15 protein-coding genes and 1 pseudogene are annotated in these 19,873 nt (G+C 45.4%); 8 read left to right on the plus strand and 8 right to left on the minus strand.

Translation table 11 applies throughout. The features are described 5' to 3' along the window. Window positions 1-81: 81 nt before the first annotated feature. From RIG27_RS06720 to RIG27_RS06750, 7 genes are all read right to left on the minus strand, one after another. Window positions 82-1,611 (minus strand): FAD-binding oxidoreductase, encoded by a 1,530-nt coding sequence (locus tag RIG27_RS06720; RefSeq protein WP_446343589.1) that lies wholly within the window; start codon window positions 1,609-1,611, stop codon window positions 82-84. Window positions 1,612-1,860: 249 nt separating this feature from the next. Continuing rightward, window positions 1,861-2,208 (minus strand): Nif11-like leader peptide family RiPP precursor, encoded by a 348-nt coding sequence (locus RIG27_RS06725; RefSeq protein WP_446343590.1) that lies wholly within the window; start codon window positions 2,206-2,208, stop codon window positions 1,861-1,863. Between the two features lie 439 nt (window positions 2,209-2,647). Continuing rightward, entirely contained in the window at window positions 2,648-2,929 is a 282-nt protein-coding gene (locus tag RIG27_RS06730; protein WP_446343592.1) for a Nif11-like leader peptide family natural product precursor, read from the minus strand. A gap of 356 nt (window positions 2,930-3,285) precedes the next feature. Continuing rightward, complete coding sequence (locus RIG27_RS06735) at window positions 3,286-4,776, minus strand: MBL fold metallo-hydrolase (protein WP_446343594.1); 1,491 nt, start codon at window positions 4,774-4,776, stop codon at window positions 3,286-3,288. A 290-nt stretch (window positions 4,777-5,066) separates the two neighbouring features. Further along, on the minus strand, window positions 5,067-5,363 hold the full coding sequence (locus RIG27_RS06740) for a Nif11-like leader peptide family RiPP precursor (protein ID WP_446343596.1): 297 nt from the start codon (window positions 5,361-5,363) through the stop codon (window positions 5,067-5,069). 572 nt (window positions 5,364-5,935) lie between these two features. Beyond that, window positions 5,936-9,598: a type 2 lanthipeptide synthetase LanM family protein gene (locus RIG27_RS06745; RefSeq protein ID WP_446343598.1), complete on the minus strand. Its 3,663-nt coding sequence runs from the start codon at window positions 9,596-9,598 to the stop codon at window positions 5,936-5,938. 178 nt (window positions 9,599-9,776) lie between these two features. Next, window positions 9,777-10,574: a MinD/ParA family ATP-binding protein gene (locus RIG27_RS06750; protein ID WP_446343600.1), complete on the minus strand. Its 798-nt coding sequence runs from the start codon at window positions 10,572-10,574 to the stop codon at window positions 9,777-9,779. 470 nt (window positions 10,575-11,044) lie between these two features. On the opposite strand from RIG27_RS06750, the gene RIG27_RS06755 reads away from it, so the two are divergent. After that, window positions 11,045-11,839, plus strand: coding sequence for a DUF928 domain-containing protein (locus RIG27_RS06755; RefSeq protein ID WP_446343601.1), 795 nt, complete (start codon window positions 11,045-11,047; stop codon window positions 11,837-11,839). Between the two features lie 190 nt (window positions 11,840-12,029). Here the strand turns inward: RIG27_RS06755 and RIG27_RS06760 are convergent. Then, a pseudogene (locus tag RIG27_RS06760) lies at window positions 12,030-12,458 on the minus strand (helix-turn-helix domain-containing protein); the annotation flags it as partial. A gap of 1,027 nt (window positions 12,459-13,485) precedes the next feature. Here RIG27_RS06760 and RIG27_RS06765 point away from each other — a divergent pair. The 7 genes from RIG27_RS06765 (at window position 13,486) to RIG27_RS06795 (ending at window position 19,870) form a co-directional block, all read left to right on the plus strand. Next, window positions 13,486-13,902: a Nif11-like leader peptide family natural product precursor gene (locus tag RIG27_RS06765; RefSeq protein ID WP_446343603.1), complete on the plus strand. Its 417-nt coding sequence runs from the start codon at window positions 13,486-13,488 to the stop codon at window positions 13,900-13,902. 195 nt (window positions 13,903-14,097) lie between these two features. Further along, window positions 14,098-14,478, plus strand: coding sequence for a Nif11-like leader peptide family RiPP precursor (locus RIG27_RS06770; protein WP_446343605.1), 381 nt, complete (start codon window positions 14,098-14,100; stop codon window positions 14,476-14,478). Beyond that, entirely contained in the window at window positions 14,433-14,645 is a 213-nt protein-coding gene (locus RIG27_RS06775; protein ID WP_446343607.1) for a hypothetical protein, read from the plus strand. Before RIG27_RS06770 ends, RIG27_RS06775 begins: the two co-directional genes overlap by 46 nt. Before the next feature lie 60 nt (window positions 14,646-14,705). Continuing rightward, window positions 14,706-15,125 (plus strand): Nif11-like leader peptide family RiPP precursor, encoded by a 420-nt coding sequence (locus tag RIG27_RS06780; protein WP_446343609.1) that lies wholly within the window; start codon window positions 14,706-14,708, stop codon window positions 15,123-15,125. Window positions 15,126-15,189: 64 nt separating this feature from the next. Next, entirely contained in the window at window positions 15,190-17,724 is a 2,535-nt protein-coding gene (locus RIG27_RS06785; protein WP_446343611.1) for a two-partner secretion domain-containing protein, read from the plus strand. A 149-nt stretch (window positions 17,725-17,873) separates the two neighbouring features. After that, window positions 17,874-19,754, plus strand: coding sequence for a ShlB/FhaC/HecB family hemolysin secretion/activation protein (locus RIG27_RS06790; protein WP_446343613.1), 1,881 nt, complete (start codon window positions 17,874-17,876; stop codon window positions 19,752-19,754). Continuing rightward, window positions 19,706-19,870: a hypothetical protein gene (locus RIG27_RS06795; protein ID WP_446343615.1), complete on the plus strand. Its 165-nt coding sequence runs from the start codon at window positions 19,706-19,708 to the stop codon at window positions 19,868-19,870. The genes RIG27_RS06790 and RIG27_RS06795 overlap by 49 nt, the downstream gene beginning before the upstream one ends. The last annotated feature ends 3 nt before the right edge of the window (window positions 19,871-19,873 follow it).

Below are 19,873 nucleotides of genomic sequence, written 5' to 3' on the forward strand. Positions count from 1 at the left end.
ATCCTGTCATTTTACAATGATATTGTTCCTAAAGATATTACCTTTTTCAAAGGTATGTTTTTTCATTGTTTTCCCATAGAGTTAATAATTTGTGTCAAACCATTCACTTCTAAAATCGTATCGACCAGGAGCCAGTATATTATTTGGATCGAGTCCCCGTTTCAATGTACTGATTAATTTTCCATAGTCGTCTTGTGTGGGCGGCAAAGAGTTCATAGATTGAATACCTAAGCGGTAAGGAATGTAACCCTCTTGTATCAAACTATGAAGAATTTTGTCATGACATTCCATGGCACGTTGATCTTCACCCGCTACGTCTCTGTCGTAAATAATTGCTATAAATACATGAATGCTTCGTCCTGATGGAAAGCTTAGTCCTAGATTCGGTTCAAAACGATAAGAATCAAAGATTGATTCAATGATTTTAATCGCCAGTAAAAATTGCTCTCCATCAAAGGGTAAAACTGGACAAAGCCAGATAACACCACACCCATCTCTATCTGGGTTCATCGGTGAAGAAATTGGCGTTTTTTTTCTCCAGTAAGTACTTGAAATATTTTCGTCGCTGGGAACACCGATGAATGTATTTTCCTTGAAAGCGTCACTATCTTCATCACTAAAAATTAGTTGATCGACTTTACCTTCTAATGCCTGCTCAATCAACTTTCGTTCTGCCAAACCTTGTTCTCGACTGGCAGAGTATAAGGTTCCATTCCCAAACCAAGGCTCAGCACCTTTTAATTGCTTCAACGATAGAGGCGTTTGACCTAACATTTTTTTCCAAGGATACCGCCCCTCAGCCGCTAGAATTTTGTAGCAATTCCAAAGACTGAAACTATTAGTCTTGATCGTTCCTTGCAACACGAGAGATTGAACGGCATCAATGAGTTGATCAATACGAGAAGCATCAATAATAGTACAGGTAAAAAGCTGGGGGTACTTGGGAATTGGCATCAGCCACATCGTCATTCGGGTGACTATGCCAAGGTTAGACTGGGTGAATATACCATCAAAATAAGGTCCAACTCCCCAACGGCTAATTTTTGCGGCTTTGGCATTTGCAAAACGTCCGAATCCACTATGAACGCATTCTCCGGTTGGCAAAATCACCTCAAGTTCACAAACGTGGTCAAGTCTGTCTCCATGGGGACCGAATCCATCTCCCCTCTCTAAAGTATTTCCGATCAAACTAGCATCAGGGGAACCTCCGATTACCGATAGAAACAAGTTCGATTTTTGTTCGCGCAGGTAATCATACGCTTGGCGAAACGTCACTCCAGGTTCTACGGTGATATAAGCTAATTTCTCGTTATAGTCTACAATTTGATTGAGCCGACTCAAATCCAAAATTACACAATTATCTTGGACAGGCACCCGTGAACCTAGTCCCCAATTCTTGCCACAGCTAATCGGATAAATTGGCGTTTGGTATTCATTGGCAATTCTGACGCATTCTTGAACTTCTGCACGATTACCAGGTCGAATCAAGGCAAGAACACGCTGCTTTGTTGCAAATGTTGCCGTTTGGGCAGCAGAGACGGTTGCTGTGTCCGTTAATACATTCTCTGTACTCAGGATATTTCGCCAAGCATCCAGCGCTTTTACTATCATTTGTCTCCTGTCTTGAAAATAAGTTGAAGGTTAGAAGGTTGAAGGTTAAGAATTTACATTCCTTTGTTGTGAGCGCAGCTCATGATGCCTATTTTGATAATGCGGTACTCGGATTTCTCATAAGTCTCGCCATCTGGGGAACCAGACAAATATCTGTAGCCAGGACTTATGAAGTTGGTATTAGAACCTAGCCAGAACAGAAATAATGTACGGTGGAAGCGCGGCAGCCATCATTCTATCTTCCTTTTATTACCAGCCTCCTTTTATTTCCAGACTCCATTTCCCTTGACCTCCTTTGACTTGAAAATCAACCTTTTTAAAATCAACCTTTTGGGTATTTATTACCCAGTTTTTAAACCACCCACCAGCCACGGCTTCCAACTCATCGTCGCTCAACTCAATCTCTGGTGGGAGATCATCATATTTTTGCATCGCAGTTAAGGCAGAAGACAGTTCCTCTGCTGTGACGTTCAAGCCCAGTTCCGATTCGGCAATCCGGGCGACTTCTTCTGGATCTTCTATCGCAGTGAGTCGCTCCCTTAAATCTGGATCTTTATCGAGAGTTTTAAAAAAATTAATTACAGCTTCTTTAGACATAGTAGCCTCCTATTTTCTTTGCCTGAAGTATTGATCATGATAGAGAAAGTTGCACCGCTTTCCTATTTCGACAATGTGGTGGCAAATGCATTCCTCTATTCCCAATTTCAAGTCCCTACCTATTTGAGAGTGTAAATCTCAATTTAATCTCAAATTTCAAGGGGTGTTTAAAAATGGGCAGCAAACACGACAGGAGTATGCCACCCATGATCAAGAATTTTGCCTACAAAGGCACGGTATTTTTGAGCGCAACAGTCGGCTCTAGTTGGATTCGACGTGTTAGCATTAAACCCAAAATCCAAAATCAACAGTACCTGGTATTGTCAACATGAAAGTTACGCAATGGCTGCTAAATTTCATCCAGACTGTTAGATCAGAACCCAGAAGATACGAAAGGGTATATGAGGAAAGGTAGGAGTATCGTCCTTTTATCCTTCTCTTACCAAGCCTTTGGCTTGACCTTTACCTTCCAGTTGTCAAACCACCCACCAGCTACTGCTTCCAACTCCTCCTCGTTCAACTCGCCCTCTGGCGATGCGCCCTCAGGGTTCTGAATTGAAGCTACGGCAGAGGTCAGTTCCTCTGCTGTGACGTTCAATCCCAGTTCCGATTCAGCAATCCGGGCGACTTCTGCTACATCTTCTATTGCAGTGAGTCGCTCCCTTAAATCTGGATCTTTATCGAGGGTTTGAAAAAGTTTCAGTACAGCTTCTTTAGACATATTAGACTCCACTATTTTTGTCTGAATAATCTAACTTTAACAAGTGTTTAGCGGAATGAGTTGATTTATTTTTCGCTATTTATTGATTTTTTTGTTTTTGGTTTTTCCCGTTATAGCTACATCAAAATGACAAATTTAATTGTAGAGACGCGCTATGGCGCATCTCTACATAAATGATGTGTTATAACAGCTATGGCGGTTGCTATAAAACTTGATGGATTCATGTCAGTTACGCTTCGCTCTCCCCACCCTACAAATAGGGGCTTTGCGTAAATCCTATGAGCTTAAACCCATAAACTCTTGCAGCTTTGCTAAAATACTTGAGCAGTTTGGTAAATGCGGTTAAGCTGGGGGAGCTAGTTCTTGAGGAATCCCCAGGATAAACTTAATTCCTGCGTCGGCTTTAAGAGTACATCTCCAATTTTAATCATGGGATTCTTTCTCTTAATTGATTCAGAGCCATCTCTGTTAGGAATGCTCCATTTTTCTAGTTCTAAATCCAGAGCCTTTTCTGAATAAATGTTCTGCTGATTTGCCGAAAATATAAAGGTAAGGGGATCTTCTAGAACTTCTTCTATAAGTTCTGTAGAAGTAGGATACGTAATGCCAACCGAAGTCACCAAGTAAACTTTATGATATCTCCGATAATAACCTCCTTGCATATACTCCTGACTTAGAGTGCCATTGAGAAGCCCGTAAAAACCTGAAGCTGTAATGTAAGTAAAAAAGTTAGCCAGAGGATTATATCCCTTATAAGGTTGAATATTTTTATCTGAGAAGTCAAATACCCACTGTTGGCTGCCATCCGGAAATGTCACTTCTAATTGATAAATAATTTTCCATTTCCGATGTTCTAGAAATAAAGAGTCCCAATTCTCTGTTATAAATTTAGGCAGCTTCAAACAAATTTCTTTTTCAACTTCTTTTTTCAAAAAATCTACATCATAATCTTGGGGATTATTATCTTTTAATTCAGCGTCCAACTTCACGGGCGAAAATGCTAAGCTTTCCCGGTTATCTGCTACCTGCCTGACATACTCGCACATTTTCGGCAAATGACAGAATTTACTGTCAGTAAATGTTAGGATATCTCCTGGATCGAGGGGAAAGACATTTTGCCCTATTTCTGGACAGACAGATTTGACATCCTGACAGAACTGTTCGCGGGTGACTGGAAATACAATCTGGTTTAGCCAAGATGAACAATTAACATGCTTGAAGCCATTAGCTCCAGGTGCAATTGCTTTCGGTTGAATCAAACTGATATTGTAAAGCAGTTGATTGTAGATTGCGTAGGGAAAAGATATACTTTTATTAAACTGATAGCAACCTTCTAACATAGGTTGCCACGTTGCCAGTAAAAAATCTATTTGGGGATAGCGAGATAAGACAAATTTAATTGTTTTCGGACTTAGTATTGTATCGACTTGATTCCAAAAAACACCTGATTCATCAGCAAATACCATGCCATACTCAGGCACACGGTTCTCTGAACGGGTTGTCAACAAATTTGTAGAACCAATTTTAACTTCATTGAAGTCTTTCAATGGATAAATTTGAGAATACCCTAGTTGTCGAAGGTAATTTTCTATCAATTTATCCCTGGGAATCAAAACATCGACTGTTTTAGGAAGATAGGCAAGAGACCGAATATCAAAGTGGTCGAGATGGTTATGAGATATGACGAGAAAGTCAAACTCTGGAATCTGTTCATGAATGACTTCCCGCTTAGGACATACTTCATTCGTTCCTCCATAAAAGGGATCCCAAAGCACCGGGTCCATCAAAATTCGACAATCCTTCGTCTTGACGAAGATAGAAGCATGACCAATCATGTGAATTTCCATAGTTTATTTCCTTGTTTTCAATGTATTATTTGGGCTTATACATTAAGTAATTATTACCGATGATGCATTCGTGGAGACGTAATGCGTGGAACGTCTCCACCCGTGTATTTGTCCTAACAGATGTGTCTATTGCTATAGCATTAAACCCCAAATCCAAAATCAACAGTACCTGGGGCGTGTCAACATGAAACTAAATTTCATCCAGACTGTTAGGTCGGAACCGAGCAGAGACGAAAGGGTCTATGAGGAAAGGCAGGAGTATCGTCCTTTTATCCTTCTCTTACCAACGCCTACCAGCCACGGCGGGGAGGCCAACGGCGAGGCCAAGGGATACAGCGCCCACCAGCTACTGCTTCCAACTCCTCCTCGTTCAACTCGTCCTTTGGCGATTCGTCCTCACTGTTCTGCATTGAAGCTACGGCAGAGATCAGTTCCTCTGTTGTGACGTTCAAGCCCAGTTCCGATTCAGCAATCCGGGCGACTTCTGCTGGATCTTCTATGGCAGTGAGTCGCTGGCTTAAATCTGGATCTTTATCCATGGTTTCAAACAAATTAAATACCGCTTCTTCGGACATATTAGACTCCATTGTTTTTGTCTGAATGTTCTAAGTCTAACAAGTTGTTGGCGGAATTAGTTGATTTATTTTTCGCTATTTATTGATTTTTCTTGTTTTTGTCTTCTCCGGTTATAGCTACATCACCATGATAAATTTACAAGCACATCAAGCCGCACTTGAGGAAAGCTAAAACTTGATGGATTTATGTCACCGCTCAAGTCATAGGTCATCAGAATTAATGTGATTTAAAAAAAGTTGTTATAGTTCTTAACTAAATTTAGGCGATCGCGGCTTTGGGGTGGCTCGTCAATTCGCTGTTGAATGCTTGCTCTGCCAGCATCCCAGCTACTTCAATGATGGCAATAACACATAATGAAACGTGACAATCTTACCCCTCCCAAACAGGGGTTGGGTTCACAACTTAAATGAAAACGCTATATATCTACCAACAGCGACGGGCTACACCACATATCGTGGTAAAGGTGCGTTACGCTACGCTAACACACCCTACACATAGAGGCTACACATAGAGGCTTTGCGTAAGTCCTATAAGCCGAAATAAGGGTAATGCTATTCCCCTTAATTAAATACAGATTAGCTGACTAATTCCACAGCAACACCGAAGGCAGTAAATCGGGATGCGCTAATCTCAAAAATTCGTAACCAATTCCGGCGGTGCCTTGAAAGAAACCCGGATTGTAAATGTCTTGAGGAAACTGGGGAAATAGATGAAACCCTCCCACTTGTTTTGCCCGTCTCACCATCCAGTTAGCTTGCTTTTTAACAATTTCTACTAAATCGGGGCGCAACAATTTTTGTGCCGCGACTAACAGTACCTCCATCCGACCACAATTTCCACAGCAGGGGTGGTCTATATTTTGCCAGCTAAACTGTAGGGTAGTCTTTAACGCGATCGCAATCTCTGCTCGGATGTCTGGCGTATCCAAACTCGCTAAACTTCCCAAACGCGCTAAACCAATGCCAGGAGCGCCATGACACCAGCTAGTCATAGAGGTTGGCTTGCCATCAATCAGGGCATAAGACCGCAAGTCGAGCCAATTTCCCTGAGTGGGGGAAAAGAGATGGCGTTCGTAGGCGATCGCATCCTCAGCGGCTTGGCGAAAAACGACCTCTTGAGTGACGTCGTACAAGCGCAGCAAGGCATAGGCAATACCCGCAGCACCGTGGGAAAATCCTGTTAATGGTTTTTCGGCTCCAGTTGCCCAAGTTTTGCAACCCGTTTCGCTGATCACCCGATGATTGAGCAGATGCTCACCACAGTTCGTGGCTTGAGCTAAAATACCCGAATCAGCCGTTACCTGATACAACGTGAGTAAGCCGAGAATCGCTCCCGCCGCTCCAGCCACAAGGTCAAACTGCTGATCAGCCGCAATGCGATCGCGCGTGATTAAACCAGCGGCTTGTTTGGCATCTGCTAACAGCGTTCCATCCCCTAGAAACTCACTGATTCGCACCAGTGAGTAAACAATAGACCCCAATCCGGCAGCACCCCCAATACCCAGTCGGGTAAGTTGTTGCCGCGACTCAGGATCAGAATCCGGCAAAATCCGGCGCAGGGGTTGTAACGCTCCCAGGCACAAATCACGCCACTCATTGTCGCCAGTTATTTTCGTCAATGCGCCTAAGAATAAGGCGATTCCAGAGCAACCGTCATATAAACTATTCCCGATTGGCTGCAGTTGAAAACGATTTGCCTGGGGTAAGAAACCGAGTCCAATCCAGGTAGCACTACCGTCAGCAGCTTGAATGGCTCGTCGCTGCAAATCTTGGGCGATGTGTATTGCCTGCTGCACCGATTCTTGCTCAGAAATGGGGGAAATGTCATCATCCAGAACAGAGGTGGCAGCTGACTTTTCACGCCATTTAGAAGAATCGATATCAAACCTAACCCGAATGCCACTGACTTTAGAGTTTGTAGTAAGCGCTTTAGCGCTTCTGGCACTAAAGTGCCTACTACGAACTTTTATATCAGAGGTGGCAGTACCTACTTCACCAGCGGCGCTTCTGGCACTAAAGTGCCTACTACGAACTTTTATATCAGAGGTGGCAGTACCTACTTCACCAGCGGCGCTTCTGGCACTAAAGTGCCTACTACGAACTTTTATATCAGAGGCGGCGGTACCTACTTCACCAGCGACGAATAAATATAAAGAACTCCGGATGATAGCAACTTGTTCAGCTAAGTCATCCTGATTCAGGCGCTGGATATTAGCAATCATCTGGGTATAACTGGGTTGTGCGAAGCATTGCACTTCACTCTTCACAACTGGCAAGGTATCACTATCTGAATCAGCGGCAAAATAAGGGATATCTAACTGTTCCAGCACCTGTAGTTCTGCCTTGAGAATCCTCCACCAAGGATGCTTTAAATCGGTCCCCAGAAAAGCTCTACACAGAACCTCCAGTTCAATACTGCGATCTACACCATCTCGCAGATATTGAGGATGCAGCGATTTTTGCAGTACAGACGCATAAACTTGGGTAGAACGAAATAGACAACGCACTCGCTGATGGGATAAAGCTGCCAAGGGGCCATCAGTTGCCAGGAGTGCCTCCCGGTGTGCGACCAAAAACCGATACTTCTGCTCAAATCCATCCACGAGTTCGTTAACATACTCGCTTGGGGCTTGTATAATCCCTGCCAGGGAGGGTGCATTGGTTTGACTTGACATTTTGGCAGTTTCATGAGTTAAAACCATGCGATCGGTGTTAATGTTCTCCCACTTCGGTATCTGATAGGGTGTTTCCTGATTGCCAAATCCTGCCAAGCCACTTGAGTCATAAGCTGTTCGTCGATCTGACCCCAGATGCCAATGGGGCAATAAACCCGTCCGGATTACGGAATCCCTCAATTGCCGCTGCGCCAGGGATACAGCTTTTGCTCCCTCTTTCCTGGCTTGACCTGCAATTTCCTGGAATGGGTGCTGCATCAAGGTTTCCAAATCCACCAAAACGGGGTGTTCACCCCAGGCAATTAAGTTTTCATGGTGGCAGTCATTTGCCCCCAAAACATACAGCAAACATAGCAATTGACCAGCACGCTGGTAATAGCGTTTGATTTCTGCTTGGTTTTGACAAGGCAAATACTCGACAAATTCTACCCAACCATAAGTGGCGCGATTTAGGACTTTGAGTAATTTATAGGGTTGTAGAGACGGGAAATGTGGCGACTGGATAAAATGCTGATTACACCAGTTCAGGATGTTAAAATAAGCTACATCCAAGCCTAAGTCTTTAGGTTTATATATCAGTTTCAAACCTGATGTAAAGCTCACCTCAATCACAGCTCGTCCCTGATTGTGAGGATCACTTTTACAGGGGTTGATGCTATTGACTTGACCTAATTCAATGTCTGGCTGGAACGTTTGCTGAATAGTTGACCAGTCTGCTGTTAATCGCTGGATAAATTCCCCTGTGGCATCCACCCAAAAGTCGGTTACTGTTGCTACTAATCGAGCCAAGACGGGGTAGTCTTGAAAAAATGCCAGTAGTCCCCCGCCTTGGAGCATCTGTTGGATAAATGCTCGATAATGAGTTTTGGTATAACTATTTTGTATTTGTCCCAGTAATCGAGATAGAGTGGATTGTCGCTTCGCCCGAAATGCTGAGAATTTCAATTCCATTGAGGATGAACAGAGACTGGATAGTGAGACTAAAAGACTCCGCTCAAGATCGGCACAAGCTGCTGCTGTCAAGTTAGGGTAACTATCGCCAGTTAGGGGAGTTAATTTATCTCTGGCAACTTGAATAAAGGGCAGAAAAGTTTCTTGAAAGGGAATGGGATTTTGGGCGTCTAGAAAACTATAGGCTTTTCCCGGTTCTAGGACATCGGTCAAGAAACCGGGTTTCTTTGGGTGAAAGGTTGATATGGCGTTGTCATCCTCACTCTTAACCCGGTTTCTAGGAATACTTGACTGACGCTCTAGGGTTTCTATTGAAATTGATGCGGCGGCTTCAATGCCGGCTTGGAAGGTTTCTACCCAGTCCGGTAAAGGTTGAGTACCGCTGAGGGAAATATGACCCAGAATACGGCTAACGGTGCTGAGATTTATGTTATCCCAAGCAAGCCGCTTCTGAAATTTTTCTAGGTTTCCTTGTGCAGCAGTTTGACACCATTTTTCCAGTCTGGCATTAACGCGAGTATCCTCAGCCGGATTACTGGATATTTCACCAGTGGCTAAACGCTCTGTAAGACTGCAAGCCTGCTCGACAATTCTAACCAGTTCGGGTGGCAAGTTGGTCATTTGTCATTGGTCATTTGTCATTGGTCATTTGTCATTGGTTCGTCCTGGGATAATATTGGGTTGAACAGAATTTATCTTACCCACTCATAATAAATGAAATAGGCGAGAATGGATTGATGAATTTTTCTCTCTTAATTGATGGATTTTTGGTTCTGTGTTGGGGAAGGCGGATAACTTCTCATCGACCAAACAATTTTTTGAGTCCCCCCACAGTCTTGGGTTTCTCATAGATATGATCCACAATCCCGCGTATTTCTTTGGAGATATAATGGTCTGGGTAACGCAGGCAGAACAAGTCGCTGCTCTGTAACTCCATCATTTCTTCACAGTTAGGCAAAACTCCTGCTACCGTTGCATTATAGGTTGTTTCTACTTGTTGCCGGACTGAGTTGAGATCGAACTTCTGCGGTACTCTGTTAACCACTAGAAGTAGCTTAGCGACGTTCAACTTACGAGCCACATCGACAGTTACAGCCGTTCCTTGGAAGTCTTGACGATCGGGACGCAAAATGATTAGCAGGATGTTGGAGATTGTCACGGACAGTAGGGTTTCTTCGTTAATTCCAGGATGAGTATCAATAAATAAGTAGTCTAGCTCTAGGGAGCTCACTAGCTTTTTAAACCCATTATTGAGCAAGGCTACGTTGTATCCCTCCCGCAGGATACGGCTAATTTCACCGATATTCATGCTGGATGGAATCAGAAACACCTTGCCCTGATTCTTGCTCACCTCAGGAGGAGTGACATCATAAGCCGTCTCTTCAACCCCGCAGCGATTCCACAGGTAATCATTCAGGGTTCGCTTTATCTTGGTTTGGTCCATGCCAAAAATAACGTGAATTCCTGGCGACTGGATATCCGTATCGATAATCCCCACCCGTAGTCCCTGGCTGGCTGTGGTAACCGCTACATTGGCAGTGGTGTTCGATTTCCCAGTTCCACCTCGAAATGAATGAACAGAGACAATTTTCGACATAATGCTCCTTCAACTCCCTCCTTTTGGGGTCTATTGCTTAAGTTTTGATGGGCAGCACAACTATAAAGTTCTATCTAATCCCATAATTCAACTAACTAACCCATCAAAATCAATATGGTTTAGAATTGATTGATTTTTTGTTTCACAGCATTTATCTAAAAATTATCGCACAGTTAGGCGTCTATGTGTTAATAATATAATCAAGATGTTCAACAATTTCCCAGCATCGAATCGAACAAGAATAAATTTTTAGGGCGGTTGGACTAGAACAAGTGGCTACCGACCCTGAGTTTGAGTTGGCACGCCCAAACAAGCCCTTTTGTCCAAAAAGCAACTAAAAGGGTAACCAGCACTGTAGCGGTGCAACCAACAAAAATTAACCGTGTAAGAGGTCTGATATAAAAGTGGTAAGTAATAAGTTATCTTTACATCGCATAGCACTCTTGGCGTTATTTGTAGAGCTATTGACCATGAGTAGTTTTCCCATGCTGGCTCAGGGGCGATCGCTCAATCAAGAGGAGCTTGCTTCCTGGAAAATTAGCACTCCTCCAACCCACTTTCCTGAGAATCAGGTTGAGAAGTCTCCGACTCTCCACGCTCAATCAATACGGTTTCCCATTACAGGAAGACCTCGTCGCGACACTATATCAGGGGGAGTGCGAGGAAGCACAGCAAAAGCGATAGTACCCAATAGCTGTGGCAACTCTACCGATGAAAAGATGGTCGCTTTGCTGCCTCCAACAGAGCCAGTGCGAACTGTGGCAGGGCATCCCACGATTTTACTGTCTCTCCCTGAAAATACTGCCCAGCAAGCCATGTTTTACCTGAAAGAGGCTGGCAAGGATGACGTAATGTATGAAACGACTGTAACACTTCCGGATCATTCCGGAATTGTTAGCGTCCCTCTGCCAGATGACGGCACGTTGCCAGCGTTAGAGGAGGGAAAGAAGTATCATTGGTATTTCTTTATGATTTGTAATGAGCAAGATATGGCGAATGAGCCACATGTTGAGGGACAGATAGAACGGGTTAAACCTAGCCCAAACTTGGTGGCTAAGTTGAGGAATGCGTCACTCCGCGATCGCGCCGCCATTTATGCGGAAGCCGGGATTTGGTATGACTGCCTCAATAGCCTCGCTCAGCTATATCGTTCTGCTCCCAATGATAGTGCGATCGCGTCGGATTGGGCAGAACTGTTAGAGTCTGTTGAACTAGATACAATTTCCCAAAAACCTTTGATTTCTGCTATAACACCAGTCCAGTAATCAGAGCATCTATATGACTTAGGCAAAGCCTCTATGTGTAGGGTGTGTTAGCGTAGCGTAACGCACCTTTCCCACCATATATTGTAGAGACGCGCCATGGCGCGTCTCTACAATGGTGAATCCCCTAATTAATTTTGATGGCTAACTCGGCTTATTGTTGCCATTAGTCCTTGTTCTTGGAGTCACCGTTTAACGATCTCTTTTTTAGCAGGAGGCGCACAGTTTCAGCGCTGATGCTCTCCACCAATTGGAGTTGCACTAACTTTTCAGCGAGTAATTGCGTTGTCCAACAATCCTTTCCCGGTGGCGGATTACTGGAAGCGGTAGCGATTAAGAACTCTTCTGCTTTTCTGTCTAATTTCTTAACTGCCCCTGGACGAGGGCATTCGTTTAAAGCAAAGTCTAAACCTCCCTTCACAAATTTCTTACGGGTGCGCTCAACTGTTGCCACCCCCAAATGCAGCATAGTGGCGATTTCTTCGTCTTTATGTCCAGCATCCGTTAGGAGTAAGATTTGGGCGCGGCGTAGCTTTCGGGCTGATATCTTGCCTTTTTTGGTTAGTTTGATTAGCTCTTGCCTTTCAGTTTGGCTTAATTGGACTTGGTGTTTTTGAATCATCACGGCTAATTGGCACAGACTCTATAGATAAAACGGCGATTTGAGGACTGGAAAGCGATTTCATCACCCATCCAATTCATTTTGCTCTATCTGTAGGATAAACATAATTTTTATAGAATACATTACACTTATCTGCCAATTTGATTGCATAAACCAGCAAGGGGCTTGGCACAATTCAGCCATCAAGATTGCAGAAAACTACATACTCTCAGTGGAGCATCGGACTCGCTATTATAGAACTTACGCAAAGCCTCTATTCGTAGGGTGTGTTAGCGTAGCGTAACGCACCTTTCCCACTTTAAGTGGTGTCGCTGCGTAAGTCCTATATTATATGGGGTTGGCGTGTTGCCCTTTCCCCATATTTAGGGGGTAACACGCCACAGTAGTACAAAAAAACACATCATTTAGACGTTCCGCCGGAACGTCTCTACAACGTGGGAGACTATAAGCTGTCATGCATTTAAATTGGGTATTAGTAGCGAGCAAGATGCAAAGCCTGCGGCATGGCTTCGCTTAACGCACTACAAGGATTTCACCATTATTGACATTAAGGTTTAAATGCCGAACAGCTTATAGACGTTTTTCACTTTCAATTGCCGGGTGAACTAATCAGGCTATTGTTCTATTCAGTCATCAAAATTAATTTGGAAAGTTACTCTATTTATGCCTGAACTTAAAACACGACTGACTTCATTAGTCATCAAAATTAATTTGCACAATTGTTGTCGTACTAATTTTAAACACAAATATTTACAAGATGACAATATAAGGGTATAGTAGATAGTTAGGTAATGCATTAATATACCCAAATCAGAACCCGGCTGATTTCAAGATTCTACTTGCTCTAAAGACAGAGCTTTTTGGATGAATCCTAACTATTGGCGTGGCACACCTTATTTGATGAATTAGGATGGGAACCCGAAAACCGTAGGGGCGCATGGCATGCGCCCGATTCAATGGTCAAATCTTCCACCATTTTAGGTGTGTCACAACACTATAGCCGTTACCCGATATCTAGGAGGTTTTTATGTCAGATTTAAATATCCAGTCACTCCAAGCTGAAGACGTATCAGCGGAGGAATTACAACTACAAAAAGCGCAGCAAGTCATAGATGAACTGTTTATGGCTGCCGAATCGGATCAGAGGCTTTTTGAGCAACTCGAAGCGGCGATTAGCCCAGAAAAATTGTTGGAAATTGCTGCAAGTCAAGGGTACGAATTGACAGTAGCGGATTTAGAAAGGCTACAGGATTATGACCAAGAGGCGGCACAAAGTAGCTCTGATGATTTGGATGACGATGAACTCAGCGAACAAGAGCTAGAGCTAGTCGCTGGTGGATGTGGTATTAGTCCTCGTGATCTTCGTGCTCTTCGTGCTCGTTGTGCTTTTCGTGTTCTTACTAAGAATTACAACTACAAAAAGTGCAGAGCAAGTCATAGATGAACTGTTTATGGCTGCCAACTCGGATGAGAAGCTTTTTGAGCAACTCGAAGCTGAAGACGTAAGTAGTCGAGGTACGAATGTGTGTAGGGGCGGGTTTCACGACTATCTTTTTGGTTGCACAAGGGATGTGACTAAACCCGCCCCGACTCAGGTTTCTAGACTTGCCGTAAAAAGTTATATATCTAGGAGGTTTTTATGTCACAGTTAAATATCCAATCATTTAAATCCGAAGACCTATCAGCGGAGGAATTACAATTACAAAAAGCGCAGCAAGTCATAGATGAACTGTTTATGGCTGCCGAATCGGATCAGAGGCTATTTGAACAACTAGAAGCGGCGATTAGCCCAGAAAACTTGGTGGAAATTGCTGCCAGTCAAGGGTACGAATTGACAGTAGCGGATTTAGAAAGGCTACATGATTATGACCAAGAGCAAGCAGAACTTAACGGTGATGAGTTCGATGACGATGAACTCAGTGAACAAGAGCTAGAGCTAGTCGCTGGTGGTACGGGCAGGCAGAGGGAAGACTGGTGGAAGAAATTCGCCAAGATCAAGTCACGCGCCCGCTGCTGGTGACTTTAAAAGAATTACGATTACAAAAAGCGCAGCAAGTCATAGATGAACTGTTTATAGCTGCTAACTCGGATCAGAGGCTTTTTGAAAAACTAGAAGCGGCGATTAGCCCAGAAAAATTGGTCGAAATCGCGTTTACTGGAAATAATCCATGTAGCTTAACCCTTTAATCGAGAAAGATAAAAATCCAAATCATGTGCAAAAATTTATTAGATACCTAGGAGATTTTTATGTCACAGTTAAATATCCAGTCACTCCAAGCTGAAGACGTATCAGCGGAGGAATTGCAACGACAAAAAGCGCAGCAAGTCATCGATGAACTGTTTAGGGCAGCCGAATCGGATCAGAGGCTATTTGAACAACTAGAAGCGGCGATTAGCCCAGAAAACTTGGTTGAAATTGCTGCAAGTCAAGGGTACGAATTGACAGTAGCGGATTTAGAAAGGCTACATGATTATGACCAAGAGGCGGCACAACTTAACTCGGATGAGTTGGATGACGATGAACTCAGTGAACAGGATTTAGAGCTAGTCGCTGGTGGTCGTAGTGGTCGAAATCCTCGAAGTGTTCGAAATCCTCGAATTAGTCCAAAAAGTGGTCGAAATGCTCGAAATGCTCGTTGGCTAGGGCTATGGCAATGGTGTCCGTAGTAATGGCTTTAATCCACCCAAATCAGAACCCCCTAGCGAAAGAATCCTTTGCGGAAACCGCACGATGACTTGTTTAAATTTAAAGCGGTTAGTCATGAAAACCGATAGCTTTTTTGGGAATTGTTGTCCTTTATTGTGGAGCAGTTGTTTAATCCTGGGTGGAGCGCTGCTAAACCCAGATACTACCTCAGCCCAGCTCATCCCCGATACCACTCTCGGCAACGAAAGCTCAGTTGTTACTCCTAATGCGATCAACAGTGACCAAATTGATGGCGGAGCAACCAGAGAGGCTAACCTGTTCCACAGTTTTGGACAATTTAATGTCGGGGAAGGCAGGGGAGTTTATTTCTCCAATCCCACAGGAATTGAACGGATTCTCACGCGAGTCACTGGGGGAAATGCTTCTAATATTCTGGGAACCTTGGGAGTTTTAGGCAACGCTGACCTGTTTTTAATTAACCCCAATGGGATTATCTTTGGTGCAGGCTCTCAACTCGACCTGAGCGGTTCATTTATTGGCAGTACGGCGAATAGCATCCAATTTGGCGATGGTCTAGAATTTAGTACCACCAACCCCCAAACCCCACCCTTACTAACAATTAATGTTCCCTTGGGGTTGCAATATGCAGCCAATCCGGGAGGGATTCAAGTGCAGGGGTTGGGCAACCAAGTCATTGAAGATCCCCAAACCTTTGTCTTCATTGGCGTAGATGGAAAGGGTCTTGCAGTACAGCCGAATCAAACTTTAGCCTTAGTGGGGGGTGAGGTAGCCCTTTCTGGCGGAAATCTAACCACACAAGGCGGAAGTCTGGAGTTGGGAAGTGTACAGGAGGGGCTTGTTACCCTGACCCCAACAAATCCGGGCTGGGCATTGAGCTATCAAGGCGTGGAAAATTTCCAAGATATCCTGCTGTCCCAGGGGGCTGCCATTAACACCAGTGGTCCGACACCGGGAAGGATTCAGGTACAAGGACGGCGCGTCACCCTCACCGACGGTTCAGTACTCGCGGCAACCAACCAGGGAATCGGAAAGGGCGAGAACGTAACCATTACTGCCTCAGAGTTAATCGAGTTGAGTGGGAAAAATCCTCTCAATGGTTTTGCTAGCTTGTTGTTTTCTGGTACGACAACCTCGGGAAAGGGCGGTGGCGTCACCCTGACCACAGAGCGGTTGCGGCTGCGGGATGGGGCGCAAGTCTCATCGGGTACGTCTGGCGCCGGCAGTGCGGGTATTCTCAGCGTGAATGCGGCGGAGTCCGTAGAACTGATTGGAGTCTCAATCCCTGACGGGTTTCCCAGTGGCTTATTTAACCGCAGTAGATTGGCTGCGACTGGAGACGCGGGGAATGTCACCATTAACACCGAGCAATTGATTATCCGGGATGGGGCAACAGTCGGTAGTGAAAGCTCTGGTGCCGGTCGTGGGGGAGATTTGACCCTAAACGCTTCGGGCTCTGTGGAGCTAACTGGCACAACCCCAGATGGTTTTTCCAGTCGTTTATCGACGGCGACTCAAGGGAGTGGAAATGCGGGCAACTTGACGATTAATACAGGACGCTTGATTCTCCGGGATGGCTCTCAAGCCTTCAGTACGACGTTTAGCTCAGGTGCTGGGGGAAACCTGAGTGTGAACGCCGAGGAGTCGGTGGAAGTAATCGGTACGTCTGCCAATGGTGCCAGTGGCTTGTTTGCCTCGGCGATTGTCGGTGATGGAGCCGGGGGTGATTTGAGGATTACGACTCCTAGGTTAATTGTCCGGGATGGGGCAACCCTGAGTGTGAGTAACTTCCAAAGCCGCAACCTGGCGCCGCAGGGAACGGGTCCGGCGGGCAACCTTGAGATAGAGGCTGCCACAATCCGACTGGAAAATCAAGGGGTGATTACAGCGGCTGCTGCTGGAGGAGACCAGGGAAATATTACCCTGAATTCCCAAGACATTCAGATGCGCGGAGAGAGTGCCATCACTACTAACGCCACCGGACTTAGCGCGGGTGGTAATATCACCCTCAACACCGATACCTTAGTCGCCCTCGACAATAGCGACATCACAGCTAATGCCACGAATAGTCAAGGTGGGCGCGTCATTATCAATGCACAAGGCATTTTCGGCACTCAGTTCCGTCCCCAACTGACAACAGAAAGCGACATCACCGCCAGTTCGGAGTTGGGGGCTCAATTCAGTGGCATTGTGGAAATTAACACCCCTGATGCTGATCCGAGTTCTGGATTAGTCGAATTATCAACAACCGTGGTTGATGTCGAAGGCTTGGTTGCACAAAATCTCTGTACAGCGAAACTTGCTGGCAGTTCCTTTGTCATCAGCGGACGCGGGGGTTTACCTGCTAGCCCGAATGACCCGTTGACTGATGAAGTTGTGGCGGTGGAGTGGTCTCGACCGAGTAATCAGGTGTCGTCTGCAGGGGTGAGTCATCCGCCATCAACGGACAGTGGACAAGGGAAACATCGGGTGATTCGGCAAATACAAGGCTGGTTTGTCGCGGCTGATGGGACTATTATCCTGACTGACGCCGCACCTACTGTGACACCGCAGAAGCCTGCCTTGACTCACCCCGGTTGTGTTCCACCTAGAGGGAGCTGAGGGAGATGGGGAAGATGGGGGAGATGGGGGAGCTGGGGGAGCAGAGGGAGCAGAGGGAGCTGGGGAAGAGAATTAACAAATGACGAATGACGAATGACAAATGACCAATGACGAATGACATAAGACGAATGACATAAGACCAATGACCAATGACGATCGCAACCGTTAACTTTAATTGTGTGCACCTACTTATCATTCTTGGTTTAAGCCCAGTGGCGACACCGGTTAGCGCCCAAATGGGAGAAGTCGCGGATACGAGGTTACAAGCTGATATATCACTGACTGCCAACCAGGTAGGGGATGCTCTGGTAAGGGTGGAGTACCAGAACCTGAGTGACAGCCTGTCAGGTGGGCACAAAACCTTCAAACCAACTCAGGATGTTGAGTTTCGTTCCCAGGGCTCACCGACTCCTGGGATTAACCCTGTCGAACCCCAGCCCCCGGCGTTACCGGAACCTGAACTGCTACCCTCCCCAGACGAGTTGCTGCAACCGCCGACTTCTCCTCCTACTACCGCGCCCCCATTGTTGCCAGATAACATTCCCGGTACAATTACAGTTGAGAGATTTGAAGTTATTGGTAGTACGGTCTTCAGTCCAGAGGAACTGGCGGCGGTGACTGCCCCGTTTAGCCAACGCCCGATCGCGTTTACTGAATTGCTGCAAGTTCAGGATGCGATCGCCGAGCTTTACATTCAACGGGGGTATATTACCAGTGGCGCGTTTATTCCCCCGCAAGGGCTAAACAATGGCGTGGTCACGATTGAAGTGATTGAAGGGGAAGTGGAGAGGATTGAGGTGAACGGGACAAAACGACTCAACTCTAATTATGTGCGATCGCGTCTTGCCAGAGCTACCCCAACCCCCTTACAAGTCAATCAGTTGGTAGAAACCCTGCAACTGCTTCAACTCAACCCCCTGATTGAAAATGTGTCGGCTGAGTTAGCGGCTGGCTCACAAACGGGTACGAGTGTATTAAGAGTTGCCGTTGAAGAAGCTCCCTCCTTTTCAGCCATGCTCAGAGTCGATAACGGACGCTCTCCCAGCGTTGGCACAGTGCGGCGTCATGTTACCCTGGAAGAAGGCAATCTTTTTGGATTCGGGGACTCCCTCATCCTGGGTTATACCAACACCGATGGCAGTAACTCCCTCGATGAAGCCAGCTACACTATCCCAATTAATCCCAGAAACAGTACGTTCAAACTCTCCTACAGTCGCTCAAGCAGCCACGTCATCGAAGCACCCTTCAACCAAGTCGATATCGAGTCAAACGCCCGCGACTATCAGATTACCTACCGTCAGCCCCTGATTGACACTCCTACCCAAGAATTTGCCTTGGGACTGTCGGCGGTTAGACGTGAGAGCGACACCTCACTGCTGGGCGAAGGGTTCCGCTTATCTCCGGGAGCGAACGAGCAAGGTGAAACCAGAATTTCAGCCATCGAGTTTTTTCAGGAATGGATCAATCGGGGGAGTACAGAAGTCTTCGCCTTGCGATCGCAATTCAGCCTGGGGATTGGTGCTTTAAATGCCACTATCAATGAAAAATCGCCGGATAGTCAATTTTTCAGTTGGCGAGCTCAGGTACAGTATTTGCGCCTTTTAGCACCCGACACTATCCTTTTATTCAGGTCAGATATACAACTATCCAATGACGCCTTAGTTCCCATCGAACAATTTGGCTTGGGCGGAATAGATAGTGTTCGAGGTTATCGTCAAGACGCTTTACTCTCAGATAATGGCTTATTCACCTCCGCTGAAGTCCGCATCCCCATTGCTCGTATCCCTGAGTGGAACAGTATTCTCCAAGTGACTCCCTTTGTGGAAATTGGCACGACTTGGAATAGTTCCGGTAGAGCCAATCCAAACCCCAACACCCTGGCGGCTGCGGGATTGGGGTTGTTATGGAGAACCGGAGATAAATTGACTGCCCGATTCGATTGGGGTATCCCTTTAATTGATTTACCTGGAAGTAAAGATACTTGGCAAGAAGATGGTTTATCTTTCCGGTTGGAATACAAAGTGTTTTAAGTCATTGGTCATTTGTCATTGGTCATTTGTCATTGGTCATTTGTCATTTGTCAAGGTTTGAGGTTTATATTTACAAAATGTCATACCGTTCCGTTTTATTTTATCCGACTCCTTAGTTA

Origin of the sequence: Coleofasciculus sp. F4-SAH-05, assembly GCF_040222985.1 — a bacterium.
GTDB classification, from domain to species: Bacteria; Cyanobacteriota; Cyanobacteriia; order Cyanobacteriales; family Coleofasciculaceae; genus Coleofasciculus; species Coleofasciculus chthonoplastes.

Excerpts from the sequence above, each read along its gene's own strand:
- RIG27_RS06765 (WP_446343603.1), top strand. The coding sequence starts at position 13,486 with ATGTCAGATTTAAATATCCAGTCACTCCAAGCTGAAGACGTATCAGCG.
- RIG27_RS06770 (WP_446343605.1), top strand. The coding sequence starts at position 14,098 with ATGTCACAGTTAAATATCCAATCATTTAAATCCGAAGACCTATCAGCG.
- RIG27_RS06785 (WP_446343611.1), top strand. The coding sequence starts at position 15,190 with ATGACTTGTTTAAATTTAAAGCGGTTAGTCATGAAAACCGATAGCTTT.
- RIG27_RS06730 (WP_446343592.1), bottom strand. The coding sequence starts at position 2,929 with ATGTCTAAAGAAGCTGTACTGAAACTTTTTCAAACCCTCGATAAAGAT.
- RIG27_RS06740 (WP_446343596.1), bottom strand. The coding sequence starts at position 5,363 with ATGGAGTCTAATATGTCCGAAGAAGCGGTATTTAATTTGTTTGAAACC.
- RIG27_RS06750 (WP_446343600.1), bottom strand. The coding sequence starts at position 10,574 with ATGTCGAAAATTGTCTCTGTTCATTCATTTCGAGGTGGAACTGGGAAA.
- RIG27_RS06725 (WP_446343590.1), bottom strand. The coding sequence starts at position 2,208 with ATGTCTAAAGAAGCTGTAATTAATTTTTTTAAAACTCTCGATAAAGAT.
- RIG27_RS06755 (WP_446343601.1), top strand. The coding sequence starts at position 11,045 with ATGAGTAGTTTTCCCATGCTGGCTCAGGGGCGATCGCTCAATCAAGAG.
- RIG27_RS06735 (WP_446343594.1), bottom strand. The coding sequence starts at position 4,776 with ATGGAAATTCACATGATTGGTCATGCTTCTATCTTCGTCAAGACGAAG.
- RIG27_RS06720 (WP_446343589.1), bottom strand. The coding sequence starts at position 1,611 with ATGATAGTAAAAGCGCTGGATGCTTGGCGAAATATCCTGAGTACAGAG.
- RIG27_RS06790 (WP_446343613.1), top strand. The coding sequence starts at position 17,874 with ATGACGATCGCAACCGTTAACTTTAATTGTGTGCACCTACTTATCATT.
- RIG27_RS06745 (WP_446343598.1), bottom strand. The coding sequence starts at position 9,598 with ATGACCAACTTGCCACCCGAACTGGTTAGAATTGTCGAGCAGGCTTGC.
- RIG27_RS06780 (WP_446343609.1), top strand. The coding sequence starts at position 14,706 with ATGTCACAGTTAAATATCCAGTCACTCCAAGCTGAAGACGTATCAGCG.